The sequence below is a fragment of the Fulvivirga kasyanovii genome (genome assembly GCF_009711405.1).
Taxonomy (GTDB): Bacteria; Bacteroidota; Bacteroidia; order Cytophagales; family Cyclobacteriaceae; genus Fulvivirga; species Fulvivirga kasyanovii.
This window is the reverse complement of sequence record NZ_SMLW01000499.1, coordinates 1-14,233: the sequence shown is the minus strand read 5'-3', so window position 1 is coordinate 14,233 and position 14,233 is coordinate 1. Positions and strand designations below refer to the sequence as shown.

The following is a 14,233-nucleotide window of genomic DNA, read 5'->3' as shown; positions in this document are numbered from 1 at the left end:
CAATAGTAGAATATAAACTTTTCAAAACTTCAAGCTCCGCTCCTTCAACATCAATTTTAATAATATCGGGCACCTTATTAAAATCATCAGGCAGTTTCAAGACAGAAACATAGGTTGTCTTTTTGATCTTTTTCTGATCTCTAAACTCTTTAATAATAGAGGCAGTACTATCTATATCTGTATCGTGATAAAGATTTAGTTTTGCCAATTGAGAAGCTTCTCCCAAAGCCACCGGTATAATATCTACATCACCAAACGAATTAACTCTGGTCAACTGATATAAATAGTGGACACAGGTAGGGTTAGGCTCAAACCCTACATATATTGAGTCTGGTTGAAGCATTTTTAGCTTTAACAGCGTCTGTCCTATATTAACTCCCACATCAAAAAAAACAAGTTTTTTTTGATGTGAAGCCAAAAACACACCCAAGATATCAGTCATCCAAGTTTCCTTCTTTTCAACGAAGTGCTCTATACCCTGTCCTGCTAAGACCGGAATTCTTATTTTTATCTTGTTAGTATTTCTTGGTACCGAAATAGATAAGTATTTCAGTATACCAAGCTTTCTAAAAAGTCGGAGTATTATAGTCATCATTCAATAATGAAATAAGTTTAGAATTATCACCCCAAAAAGCAAAAGGCTCAAGATCATTATATGGATAAAAGCCTAAGTTCAAATTTATTTTAGAATCCGGGTAATTGTTAGTTATGAATTTTTTCACGAATGCCTCCAACACAACCGGTTTATTAGAAGAACAATTGAAAATCCCTTTTATGTTTTCTCTTTTTGCAACCTTCACTATTATTTCGGCTAACTCATTAACCAAAAGATAGTCCCTTACCTGTTGCCCTCCTGACATATTGAAACTTTCCTCATTGCTTGCAATAGCATTTTCAAGTTGAGGAATAAGAGATTTTGTACTTTGACCTTGCCCATAAACATAAAATATCCTCAACCACTTAAGCCAAGTATTTTCTGGCACAGAATCAAATACATACTTTCTTAGTTCATTTTTGGCTATTCCATATTGAGTTACAGGATTGGCCACAAGATCTTCATTCAATGCGCCTTCAACAAGACCATACTCAAAACAGGTACCTGAGATAGTGAGGTTGGAAGTAAATCTTATAGCTTGATCAATAAATCTTTTCTGAGCAGGGAGTACCTCATTAACATGACAAGGGTCATTATACCGATGTATACTTGGCCAGGATAAATGGACTATAATGTCATAATTGCGTTGAAATGTAATACTATGGTCTTCATTCCAGAGGTTATGATAAACAGTTTTAACATTACTTAAATGCAAAAAATCCTCACATGATTCTGACCTACAACCTGCAAAAATTTTAGAATTAGGCCAATGTTTTGAAAAAGCCTCTACAACATAACGTCCTATAAACCCCTTTGCTCCTGTTACTAAGACACGCATCAGGCTTATATAATTGTCAATTTCGGAATAGCTACAATAAAGTGCCCTCCCCAATCTCTGATATACGACAAGTCAGAGGTAATTTCATCTTTCAAATTCCATGGTAAAATAAGAATGTAATCAGGCTTATCCTCTTTAATATAATCAGGACTCATAATTGAAATGTGACTTCCCGGCATAAACATACCTTGTTTATGGATATTCGCATCGCAACAGTAATCAATCAAGTCAACCTTAACTCCGCAATAGTTAAGTAGCGTGTTCCCCTTAGCTGCTGCTCCATAGGCTGCAACTTTTTTATTTGCTTTTTTTGCCGATATTAAAAATTCCAGAAGTTCAAGTTTGACAGTAAATGCCTTTTGCTCAAAGTTCTTATAATAGTCACGGCTTAACACTCCTAGTTGCTTTTCCTCATTTAATAAGTCATCAACCTGGGACGTCACCATGTGATTTTCATCGCCTTTATGTTTTAGAAAAACTCTAAGGGACCCGCCATGTGTTTTTAGCTTTTGAACATCAAATACAGTCAAACCATGCGTATCAAATATCTTATATACCGTTTGGAATGAAAAATATGAGAAATGCTCGTGATATATGGTGTCAAATTGATTATTAGCTATAAGTTCAACGAGGTGGGGAAATTCAAAAGTACAAATACCATCAAGTGCTAGACCAAACTTAACCCCACCTACAAAGTCATTAATATCTGGTACATGGGCAAGCACATTATTACCAATGATTAGGTCAGCTTTCTTATCAGCAAAGTGACGTGCTGCCAAATCTTCGCCAAAGAAATCAACAACGGTTTCAATACCTTTGGATATTGCAACATCCGCCGTGCTCTGAGTGGGCTCTATTCCACAAACCTTTACCCCTTGCTGTTTGAAAAACTGCAAAAGATATCCATCATTAGAAGCTACTTCAACAACATATGAACTCGAATCAATTTCAAACCTTTCTATCATCATATCAACATAATCAGACGAATGCAGAAGCCAGGATTTCGAAAACGACGAAAAATATGGATAATCGCTGGTAAATAACTCCGATGAGGTTTGGTAATCCTCGGTTTGGACCAGAAAGCAACTATCACAAACATTCACATTTAAAGGGTAAGTTACTTCAGCTGCCTTACATCTCTCCATTGGAATAAATGCATTGGATACCGGACTATGTTGTAAATCAATAAATTTGAAGTTCAAAGGATGACCACAAAATCGGCACTTGTTCATTTTAAGATATATAAGTTTTACAGATCAGACTATTTTCAGAAAGTTTTCTATTTGACACTTGGTGAATTCCAGAGCCCCTTGCTTATCATTTACATATTTTTTATACCATTCTACCGTCCATAACACTGACTCTTTCACATCTAATACAGGCTTCCAGCCAAGATCATTTGTTGCTTTTGAGCTATCTAAGTTTAGATAGGCAGCCTCATGTTTCTTATCTTCTGATGAAGAGATTTCAATCTGCCCCTCTCCCCAAGCATCCAATGCTATTTTTGCAATGTCGCTTACAGTGTAAACGTTTTCATGTGAAGGACCAAAGTTGTAAGCTCCACAAAATCGCTGTTCTTCTGAGTCCAGAGCCAGCGCAAGCTTCACATAGCCAATTAACGGGTCCAAAACATGCTGCCATGGTCTTACAGAATAAGGATTTCTGATTTTTACAGGCTCATGATTCCTCAAGGACCTTATAATGTCCGGCAAAAGTCTGTTTTCCGACCAATCTCCACCTCCAATCACATTACCTGCTCTGGCCGAAGCTATTGCTTGTTTATTATTTTGATCTTTAAAAAAACTATTTCTAAGTGAACTGGTAACAATTTCAGCACACGCTTTACTGGCACTATACGGATCATATCCGCCTAAAGGCTCTTGCTCTGTAAAGGCTTTTTCGTAGTTATTATTTTCGTAAACTTTATCTGTGGTTATTATTACCGTAGAGCACTTACCTGATAACTCTGTTAATGACATTAAGAGGTTTGCTGTTCCTATTGCATTAACCTCGAAGGTATAAAGGGGATTTGTATAAGAATCTATCACTAGCGACTGGGCCGCCATGTGAAATACGTAATCAGGTTTAAAATCAGTAATTGTTTTTTTTAACTTTCCCTTATCCAGAATATCTCCATACACCGAGGTACATAACTGGTCCCCATTAATTTCATCGAACAAGCTATCTTGGGAGGCTGGTAAAGCATAGCCCAGCACCTCAGATCCCAAGTGATTAAAAACTACTGTTAACCAACTTCCTTTGAACCCTGTATGTCCTGTTATTAATACCCGCTTACCTTTATAAGGTTTTATTAACTCCATACTTTCCAGGGCTTTTGGCTTATCCATAATTTTTCCAGTTCGTTCTTATCCCTCAATGTATCCATGCACTTCCAAAATCCTCTGTGTTTAAAGGCTACCAGTTGATTATCCTTTTGTAATCCTTTCATAGGTTGCTGCTCCCAAGGAACATTTTTCATATCACCCTCTAGGTAATTAAATATTTTGGAACTTAAAACAAAGAAACCTCCATTTATCCACTCGGCACCTTCCGTCGGCTTTTCTATGAATTTACTAACACTGCCATCCTCCTGAGTGGCAATAGCCCCAAACCTTCCTGGGGGTTGAACTGCAGTTACGGTTGCTAGTTTCCCATGATTCTTATGGTACTCAACCAGTTCATCTATATTCAGATCTGTAACTCCATCTCCATACGTAAGCATAAAATCTTCATTCTGCCCTATATATTGCTGAACCAATTTTAGACGTCCTGCAGTTTGTGTATCTAATCCCGTGTCAACCAATGTTACTTTTATATCTTCTTTAGGACTTTTATGAATTTCCATCTCCTGGTTTGCTAGGTTTATAGTAACATCTGAGTTATGAAGAAAATAATTCATAAAGTATTCCTTTATTATATACCCTTTATATCCTAAGCAAACGATAAACTCATTGAAACCATACTTTTGATAGATTTTCATAATATGCCACAGCATTGGTCTTCCCCCTATCTCTATCATTGGCTTGGGCTTCAAATGTGATTCCTCTGAAATTCTTGACCCCAACCCACCTGCGAAAATAACTGTTTTCATACTCAAATTTTATAATCTTCGGGATATCTCGTTAAACCAATTTCGGGATATAATTCGATAATTTTCTTATTATCTTCTTTAAAATAGTCGTTTTTAACAGGAAGCTCCTCCGATGAACTATTAGAAGCGAGCCTTCTTAAAAATGCTCTGGCAATAGACCACAATACCCCATTCATAGGTATTCGCTCAAGGCTATTAACCACTCTTCTTTTATAAATCATTGAAGTATCAATGCTAGGGTTAACTTTGGAGGAACCTAGTATTCTTTCTCTTTGTTCATCAGTAAACCGCTGATCAAGAATGTTTTCTAACCGATTAAGCACCTCCTCCTTATTATTTTTCACATCCTCATAAAGAAAAACTTCAACCCTCTTAAACAAAGCTTTATATAGAGCTATTAAGTGGGAGAATTTGAGTAATTCGACATGAAACTTCTCATCGACATAGTAACTATCATAATCACCATTATAGTTGGTGATAAAATACTCATTCATTGGCAGTGTTCCCCTTCTACTTCCCTTAACATATTGATTGTATATTGAGTGTAAGGCCTTCTCCTGTCCCCGTATAAAAAGCAATATGGTAGCATTGGGAAATAAATCACTAAGCCTTTGAGCTACTAAAGACCTGTTAATGTGTCTATATATAGCTCTTCCACTAAGACTTGCATCGCTTATTAGTGCATCCGAATTAACCAATTCATTCAGATCTTCTTTTATATCCTTATGAGAATAAAGTGACCCATCCTGACCTGTTATTTTTCTAAAGGCTACATGATCCTTAGTAAAGCCTGGAGAATAATATTTATACTTTTCCACCAAAGGGAATACTTGATCTTGCAAAAAGGTAGACCCTGTTTTGTCAATACCGATATGAATTATCTGATGACTCAAGACGCTTTATATTTAATAATTTTGTTATATATAAGGTATATGGATTCACGAGAGATAAAATACATCCCAATTAAAAAACAAGTCAAAACAATTGCGGATTTCAACACAGCATTCAATATAATAAATCCCTCAAAATCAATCCATTGCGAAAGCAGAATGCTGACTACAGCTATTGCCAAACACTTTATAAGAAAAAAGTAAACAAAGGTAAGACTAATTAGCAAATACTTCGACACAAAGTATGAATCTATTAAATAAGCAATAAAAGAATGTATGATTATGGCAAACAAAAACACCTCAATCCCTAGATACCAAAGAGTTATTAATGCTAATACCCATATGGTTCTTTTCATAAGAAGCAACTTGAGTTCAACATTTGCATATCCAAGACCGACCAGCATAGTCAAATTCATCTGACCTAATGGCTTAGTAAAACTGTCCGCAATAATCATAAACGAAAAATAATACGCACTTTTCAGCCAAATATCAGAGAATAAAATAACGATCAACTCATCAGCAATTGAGTAAAACAATGCACTCAGACCAATTGATACAATTGCTACTACTTTAAACCCTAGGTAGTATGTTTCTTTTAATTTGGCAATGTCTCCCTGATTGTTACTTACATATGGGAAATACACTTTACTGAACGATTCGGAAGTGTATGATTTAATAAGATCCGCAAGGTTTCTTGATCTACTATAAAACCCTAAAACAGATGGAACAAATAATTTTCCTATAATAATAGAGTCAAGTTTACTAAGTATACTTTGTAATATTTGAGTTGTAAACTTATATGAGCTAAAAGACCATATTTCATTCAAATGAGAGATCTTAAAGCACAATTTTGGTTTCCATGGCACAAGCAACCAGAGGATGATCACATTAAATACTTTAAGAAGTATTTGCTGAAATACCAAAGCCCATACTTCTAAACCTCTCAAGGCAAGAACTATAGCAATAACCCCTGATAACACTGTTGCAATTGTTGTGGCAATTGACTGAACCTTAAAATTCATAGCTTTGGTCAGGATCACCGACTGCATCAATCCAAGGCTTCCTACAAAAAAAAGTGAGGACAAGGCTTTTGTTATTGATGTCAATCTGGACTGACCATAAAACTCACTAACATAAGGCGCAAGAACGAATAACAGAAAGGTCAATACAGATGCCATGAAAACATTGAACCAAAATACAGAACTGTAGATATCTTCATCGACATTCTCCTTCTGTATTAGACCTGCACCAAAGCCAAAATCTAAAAAAACTTGAGACATAGCTATGATTACCAGCACCATGCCTATAATGCCAAATTCGTCGGGGAGTATTAATCGAGCAAGTATAATGGAGACTACAAGGCCAAAGCCCTGAGCAAATATCTTACCACTCAGGTACCAAAAAACACTATTCCACATTACAGTTCACTTATTATGACTTTTGATCAAAACCACCAAACTTGATAAGTAAAAAGGCATAAGGGGTATTTTGTATCTCATTAATGTACCAAAATTAAAAGTGGAAACACCTACAGCAAAAGCAAACGAAACAGTGAAAATTATACTAAATAAAATAATAGCATCAACCTTTTGGTTTATTATTCCAATCCAATATTTCTTAAAAATAACAGTTACGGTCAAAAACAAGATAAAGGTAGACTCAATACTGGCAAGAAGCATAAATGGATTACGTACTTCCCAAATATAGGGTCTAAAAAGAGCAACGTTTACGGCCTGAGGAAACAATTTAAATAAACTTAAATAGGTTCCGTCAAGCTCTCCAAGGGTATAAGTTGAGCCTGCGTCCTTACCCGTTTGATACGCGATATCATAAGCTGTAATTTGTGCCGTTTTAGCTAAATTGTCTATAGCATATTTTTTATCATACTCACCTATTTTATTTATTGAGAAAACCGCTATTAGACTTACCAATGCTAGTAAAACCGGCGCTATTAAAATTTTAACAAACACATTCGACAGCTTTTTTATTCCAGAAACATAGAACCATGCCATTGCAGAGGGCACGAAAGTAAAAAGAATGTATTTTTTAACAACGAACAACAGATAGATGGCGATTATGCCCACAATAATTAAAAAGAGAAGTTTTCCTCGTTTTAATATTATAAGCTTATCAAAAGCATATAAAAGCCATCCCAGCGCAGAAATTGTAATAGTATCCTTTAATATACCTGAGCCCCAAAAAACTACAGAAGGAACAAATAATATTGAAAGAGCCAGATAATTATAAAGATTAGCAAAACGATAATAAAAGACCTGATACATCGCCCATAAACCAGTGAAACCTGCTACTGCAAATAACACAGATGTAGCAGCATAGCTACCATAAGTGAAAATATCAAAAATAGCAGCAAGTCTTACAATAAAAAATGTATCAGCATCTTCGAAATACCGAATTCTGCTAGTATACATATACAGATCAGGAACAAAAACATTATCCCCAAAAATAATCCTTAAAGCATCTATCGGATGCTCCCAAAATAACTCCCATATTATCTGGCTACCATAGGTGTGGTACCAAAAAGTATCTCCAAAACCATAATAAAACTGATATATTAATCCTAATGCAATAGCCCCTATAATCTTCACTGTCAATGCAGGAATAAAATACCTCCTTGTATTATGATCCGTGACTTTAGGCCTAATGATGTAGGCGAGGATATATACAATGAAGAGTACAATTGGGGTGACTACAAAATCTTTTAGTTCCATCTAAATGGCAAGGTACAAATTTTAAAACTCCCGCAGCCGCTCCCTGGCTTTTTCGTGAACATCATCGCTACGTTTGGCATGCTTTTTAACCAGTTTCAGGTATTTTTTGGCTTCTTTTTCATTTCCTTCCTGCTGGTAAATCTCTCCCAGGGATAGTAGTGAGTAAAGATAATAGCCTGTATCGGTGGCATTAATCTGTTCTGAAAACTCCTTGGCTTTTAAATAATACTTCTTGGCTTCCTGGTATTCTTTCCGGCTTTCGTGGATCTGCCCCAAAAAGAAGGCTGCGTACCGGCCGCTGGTAGCTTCATAGCCAATCATACCGCTATCAATACGAGCCAATATAGCCTCAGCAACAGGTTTGGTAGCGCTAAACTTGCCTGAGGTGTATAACAAACGAGCATAATATCTATGGAAGTAGGGATTATCCGGATAGGTTTGGTGGAGGTACTCTCCTATTTGCAGTGCCTTACTTTTATTGTTTTCATAGCTGCCCATAATCCGCATAAGAAATACCATCGCTTCGGTACGGGTGTAAAAGGCATTGTATGAGACTTCCCTAAGCTGTTTGATTCCCAGCTCTTTGTCGCCTTTTGGAAAGAAGGCCAGGATCGGCTTGAGTAGAGGGTAATTTTCTGGTACCCAAACAGAAAAATAGTTGTACAAGGCATCTCCAAACAACAACTCAGGACTTAGGTCGTGCATGCCCTGACTTTCCTGCATATATTTAAGCGCGTTTTTGCCTGCAAAAGCTGATTTCGTCCAATTCTTTCGTTCTTCACTTGAGTAAAGCCTTCCTTTGAAACCGTATGCTGCAGCCAAAAAGAATGAGGCTTCAACTTCATGCCGGGGCATATCATGAAGCCTTTCTGAGATATAGATCACCGTATCCATATAGGCCAAAAACTTCTCGTCATGCTCGGTGTTGCTTACGTTTGGCATGATCTTCCACCATTCACTCAGACCCAGCAGAAAGTATGGCAAGGGATGCCAGCCGTATTTTTGTTTTAGCCACCTAAATTGCTTCTCGGCCTTGTCAAATTTAAAGTTATACAGATCGTTCATTGCCTGATTGACATCAATCTGCAATTGCATATCCGATATAAGAATAATGGGTTTATTATCATCGGCAGCATCGTTGCTTTGAGCAAATGCTACAGTAAAGCCCAACGAACAAATCAGTATGATTACAATCCTCTTCATAATTATCGGTTAAAGATAAATTATTATTTATTTCTAGCCTTGTCCTCTCCAACAATCATTCCTATGAACAGATAAATGGTCTTCTTTCGTTCTGTACGGACACGAAAAAATCAGGATGTTTAGCTAATTTGGCCCAATCAAATAAAAACACCACATTCACCTATATGCATTCCTTAGAAAATACAGATGACTCTTCCATATTTAATACCAATAAATGGGTGTTTTTCCTTGTGCTTTGCCTGGCTACATTGTTTTTACTTGTCGTAAAGAAGACGTTCATTGAAGACCAGACTGCTGCTTTTGAAGTACTCGAATCCAGAGGTGAAATGGGCGTATTTCATGCCATCAACGCCTTGCAGTATTTCAGCATTCCACTTATTTACCTGTTTAAGTTTACTATTATAAGTTTCGTCATCTGGGTAGGCAGCTTTATGTTCGGTTATAAAATCACCTATGGTCAAATCTGGCAGGTTGTGGTGATTGCCGAGGCTATATTTTTGATCCCGGAAATGTTGAAGATCATTTGGTTTCTATTTATTGCCATGGACCCCAACCTGTTTGAAATCCGTTCCTTCTACCCTCTTTCTTTAATGCATTTGGCAGATCCATATGAAATTGATAGCCGATGGTTTTATCCCTTAAAGGCCTTAAATATCTTTGAGATTGTGTATTGGTTTGTTCTGGTAGAAGGCGTTCATCATATGGCTGGAAAACAAAAAAACGTAGCCTATGCTATTGTCTTTTCCTCCTATGTACTGTTCTTTTTGCTGTGGCTGGGATTTTACCTGCTCGTTTATAAATAGTAGGGCGCACATGTAACAACAAATGATATTTGCACAATAAACATCTCCTTCAACAGTTCCAACCTTGGGTTAATGTACAATATGCATTGTTAATTGTGCATAGTTCGTTATTTTCGCCATTCTAAATATAATAACATAAGCTCCAATGGATTTTAAAAGAGTTAATAACATAGGTGGATGGGTAGTTTTTGCTATCTCTACACTTGTTTATCTTGTTACACTAGAACGTACGGCTAGTTTCTGGGATGCCGGTGAATTTATTGCTGTATCTTATAAATTGATGGTACCACACCCTCCGGGTGCTCCGCTGTTCCTTCTTATAGGTAGAATATTTTCATTCTTCTCATTTGGCGACGTGACACAGGTGGCTTACTGGATAAACGTGGTGAGTGTTATCAGTAGTGGCTTTACTATTTTATTCTTGTTCTGGACTATATCCATGCTTTCAAGAAAAATACTTAAGGTAAAAGATACTTCTGAAATGAGTGAGGGCAACATTTTAATGGTCATTGGAGCCAGTGCCGTGGGTGCTTTAGCTTATACTTTTTCTGATTCTTTCTGGTTTTCTGCGGTGGAAGCTGAAGTATATGCCATGTCTTCCTTTTTTACAGCTTTTGTAGTTTGGGCTATCCTGAAATGGGAACTTATGGAAGACGAAAACCGCGCTAACCGGTGGCTCATACTTATTGCCTACATGATGGGGCTGTCCATCGGAGTCCACTTGCTTAACCTTGTTACTATTCCTGCCCTTGGCCTTATTTATTATTTCAAGAAATATAAGCCAACTACCTGGGGGATCATAGCTACACTTGGTATCAGCGGGTTCCTGATCATATTAATTAATAACTTCATCATCCCAGGCTTACCATCCATTGCAGGGACATTTGAAATATTCTTTGTTAATAACCTTGGCCTGCCATTTGGCTCAGGAGCCATTTTCTTTGGAGCACTTATCATCGCAGGTTTAATTATAGGTATTCAATATTCTATCAAAAATCAGAAAGTACTGCTTAACACATCGTTGTTAGCACTTACTTTCATTCTTATCGGATACTCTTCCTATGCTATAGTAGTGATCAGGTCAAACTTCAACCCTCCGATTGATGAAAATAACCCTGAGGATGTTATGTCATTCGTAAAATACCTCAAAAGGGAGCAATATGGAAGCAGGCCTCTGCTTTATGGTCAATACTACACTGCCAGGGTGGTAGGCTCTGAAGAAGGTGCCCCTGTATATGTTAAAGGCGAAGATGAATATGAAATAGCGGACAGAAATATGGTTTATAAGTATGACCCTAACCATTTAACGCTATTCCCAAGAATGTACAGCAATGACCCTCGACATATAGAACGATATATGGAAGTAACGGGCTTGGGCGAAGGTGAAAAACCAAATATTGTAGATAATATAACATTCATGCTTAAGCATCAGATGGGCTGGATGTACATGCGCTACTTTATGTGGAACTTTGCAGGTAGGGAAAGTGATATTCAGGATGCTAACTGGCTAAGTCCGTTCGATGCCTTTGAAGATGTACCTGAAGAAATTGCTGAAAACAAAGGGAGAAATAACTTCTTTATGATCCCCTTGATTTTAGGCATTGTCGGGCTGTTTTATCAGTACCAAAAGAATAAAAAGGATTTTGCATTTGTTGCCATGCTGTTCTTCTTAACAGGAATTGCACTGATCCTTTACCTGAATTCCCCACCCATTGAACCTAGAGAACGGGATTACATTTATGTAGGTTCGTACTATGCGTTCGCCATCTGGATCGGTTTCTCTGTTTTGGCTCTTGGCGACTTGCTGGCAAAATTTTCAGCACGAAAAACTGCCGCCATATTCTCTTCAGTGCTATGTCTTTCAGGACCAGCCCTAATGGCTGCTCAGGGATGGGATGACCACGATCGTGACAACAGATATTTCTCTGTTGACTCTGCCAAGAACTTCCTGGCATCCACCACTGAAAATGCTATTTTGTATACCGGAGGTGATAATGACACCTTCCCATTATGGTATGTGCAGGAAGTAGAAGGTTTCAGAACGGATGCCCGTGTGGTGGTATTGAGTTATTACAATACGGACTGGTATATAAAGCAAAGCATGAGGCCTGTTTATGAGTCGGAAGCATTCCCTTATACGCTTACGTATGAAAACTATAAGCAAAATGGCCTTAATGATTATCTTCCTTATGAAGATTATAAGCTAAACAGCATAGATGTGAAGCAATTTCTGCAACTGGTGAAGAAAGAAGACAAGAGACTTCGCCAGAAATATGGGTCTACCAATGTGGTGCCAAGCAGAACATTCACCATAGATGTTGATAAAGATAAAGTAAGAAGCTTAGGCATAATACCAGAAGGCATGGATAGCCTGCTGGTAGACCAAATGGTCTTCAGCCTTAAACGTGGAAAGAATGCTCTGGAGAAAAAAGATCTTGCCATCCTTGATGTACTGGCCTCTGCAAACTGGGAAAGACCAATTTACCTGAACAATACCTCTATGCAGCAGATCAATTTCGATCTTAGCAGATATGCCATTCAGGAAGGTAATGCTTATAGAATACTTCCTATCCTTAATCCGGATCCAAAAAAGGATTTTGTAGACGCGGAAGTGATGTATGACAACCTCATGAACAATTTCCATTACAGAGAACTGGACAATCCCAACGTTTACTATAACCAGGATTACAGAAACTTTGTGCTTAACCACCGTACAAGTTTCAACACTCTGGCAACTGCTTTAATTGATAAGGGAGATAAAGAAAGAGCTCGTAAAGCACTTATGTTCAGCTTGGAAAAAATGCCGGATGAGGCTGTACCTTATGATTATACTGCCGCCAGAACTATTGCCTTGCTGTTTGCCTTAGGTGAAGACGAAAAAGCAATCGAAATAGCTCAGGTGCTCGGTGACCGTGCAGTGGAGATGGTTGAGTATCTTGCCAGAGAAAATAAAGACCTTGGTTTTGAACTGCAACGAAACCTGATCGTACTTGCTGAGCTTCAAAGAACGCTCTATGAGAATGGGCAGGAGGAACTTGCTAAAAAATACGAAGAAGCCTACCAAAGGATAGTTGCAGATATGCAGTTATTCAGAGGCCGCATGTAAACAAACAGGCATAAAACAAAAAGCCCCTGCAATCAAATGAATGCAGGGGCTTTTTGTTTTATAGTGTATCAATAACTCATTATGGGCGAAACCTTGAACTTATGGTTTCCTGCTATCTTATCCTACATTAATCACAAACGATCGCTACGATTGGGCAAAATGTCACTCCACAGTTACAAAGAAATCCCCGCAGGCGGATGGTGAAAGTTATAGGCAATAGATGGTTCTAACTTTACTGCTATTTATTTTATTTCTCAACAATAAGAAACAAGTCCAAAGCTTTATCAGCATCGTCAGTTAGAATGTAATCAGAGTGATGGATTTCATTAACGAGACTGTCGTTACTATCTTTAAGCTTATTTCTATTCATGCGATTGAGCAGGTCGTAGGGTATCCTTAGCAACGAAGCCGGTAATCTGTACTGTAGGTTGAAAATATCAAAACGGGTTATTTTCCTGACACTCTTTTTATTCATTTCATAGTACTCCATTACCTTTTCATTACCCCCTACTCCTTTCATCTCTACTTTAGGGAATATTTCTTTTGCCAATTTCTCCAGTTGATCAGCAGTGTACTCTCTGATGTGCCAGGGATTCCGGGTGAGCGTCATTTTGATGTTGGGCGTAGTAAGGAGGGCTTTGCCTCCCGGTTTAAGAACACGATGAATTTCTTCTAAGAACTGCCTGTCTTTTTTGATATGCTCAATTACCTGAAAGCTGATTATAACATCATAGCTGTTGCTCTCCACTTTGCTGAACGGAGGTATATTGTCCTGAATGAAAGTAACATCATTATACTTTTTCTTTAAGGCCTCCAGCACACTCTCAATTTTGTCGATAGCTGTATAAGATGAGCTTTTGTCTTTTAGAAGTGCTATACCACGGCCTTCACCACAACCGATCTCCAACAGATCCCCTTTTACGAAGTCTTCAGCCAGGTAATAAGCCTTGAGAAGTCGCTGATGGATTGGGTTGTCAG

Annotated in this window: 12 protein-coding genes; 2 read left to right on the top strand and 10 right to left on the bottom strand. The window is 37.7% G+C overall.

Going from position 1 to position 14,233, the window contains the following annotated elements; genetic code table 11:
* The 9 genes from E1163_RS10015 to E1163_RS09975 all read right to left on the bottom strand — a co-directional run.
* Positions 1 to 595: FkbM family methyltransferase (locus tag E1163_RS10015; RefSeq protein ID WP_155171304.1), on the bottom strand; the 595-nt coding region annotated here is incomplete at its 3' end.
* On the bottom strand, positions 567 to 1,433 hold the full coding sequence (locus E1163_RS10010; RefSeq protein ID WP_155171303.1) for an NAD-dependent epimerase/dehydratase family protein: 867 nt from the start codon (positions 1,431 to 1,433) through the stop codon (positions 567 to 569). The genes E1163_RS10010 and E1163_RS10015, both read right to left, overlap by 29 nt.
* Before the next feature lie 5 nt (positions 1,434 to 1,438).
* Complete coding sequence (locus E1163_RS10005) at positions 1,439 to 2,665, bottom strand: class I SAM-dependent methyltransferase (RefSeq protein WP_155171302.1); 1,227 nt, start codon at positions 2,663 to 2,665, stop codon at positions 1,439 to 1,441.
* 24 nt (positions 2,666 to 2,689) lie between these two features.
* Entirely contained in the window at positions 2,690 to 3,781 is a 1,092-nt protein-coding gene (rfbG, locus tag E1163_RS10000) for a CDP-glucose 4,6-dehydratase (protein ID WP_221417978.1), read from the bottom strand.
* On the bottom strand, positions 3,745 to 4,524 hold the full coding sequence (rfbF, locus tag E1163_RS09995; RefSeq protein WP_155171301.1) for a glucose-1-phosphate cytidylyltransferase: 780 nt from the start codon (positions 4,522 to 4,524) through the stop codon (positions 3,745 to 3,747). Before rfbF ends, rfbG begins: the two co-directional genes overlap by 37 nt.
* Before the next feature lie 2 nt (positions 4,525 to 4,526).
* Positions 4,527 to 5,342: a hypothetical protein gene (locus E1163_RS09990; RefSeq protein WP_155171300.1), complete on the bottom strand. Its 816-nt coding sequence runs from the start codon at positions 5,340 to 5,342 to the stop codon at positions 4,527 to 4,529.
* A 71-nt stretch (positions 5,343 to 5,413) separates the two neighbouring features.
* Complete coding sequence (locus E1163_RS09985; protein ID WP_155171299.1) at positions 5,414 to 6,832, bottom strand: lipopolysaccharide biosynthesis protein; 1,419 nt, start codon at positions 6,830 to 6,832, stop codon at positions 5,414 to 5,416.
* Between the two features lie 6 nt (positions 6,833 to 6,838).
* Positions 6,839 to 8,143 (bottom strand): hypothetical protein, encoded by a 1,305-nt coding sequence (locus E1163_RS09980; RefSeq protein ID WP_155171298.1) that lies wholly within the window; start codon positions 8,141 to 8,143, stop codon positions 6,839 to 6,841.
* A 21-nt stretch (positions 8,144 to 8,164) separates the two neighbouring features.
* The gene (locus E1163_RS09975; protein WP_155171297.1) at positions 8,165 to 9,346 is read right to left on the bottom strand and encodes a tetratricopeptide repeat protein; all 1,182 of its coding nucleotides are present in this window, start codon (positions 9,344 to 9,346) and stop codon (positions 8,165 to 8,167) included.
* Positions 9,347 to 9,510: 164 nt separating this feature from the next.
* Here E1163_RS09975 and E1163_RS09970 point away from each other — a divergent pair, with 164 nt between their 5' ends.
* Entirely contained in the window at positions 9,511 to 10,149 is a 639-nt protein-coding gene (locus E1163_RS09970; RefSeq protein WP_155171296.1) for a sulfate ABC transporter permease, read from the top strand.
* A gap of 145 nt (positions 10,150 to 10,294) precedes the next feature.
* On the top strand, positions 10,295 to 13,255 hold the full coding sequence (locus E1163_RS09965; RefSeq protein ID WP_155171295.1) for a glycosyltransferase family 117 protein: 2,961 nt from the start codon (positions 10,295 to 10,297) through the stop codon (positions 13,253 to 13,255).
* Positions 13,256 to 13,502: 247 nt separating this feature from the next.
* Here the strand turns inward: E1163_RS09965 and E1163_RS09960 are convergent.
* Positions 13,503 to 14,233, bottom strand: a 731-nt coding sequence (locus tag E1163_RS09960; protein ID WP_155171294.1) for a class I SAM-dependent methyltransferase, incomplete at its 5' end; no start/stop codon positions are given.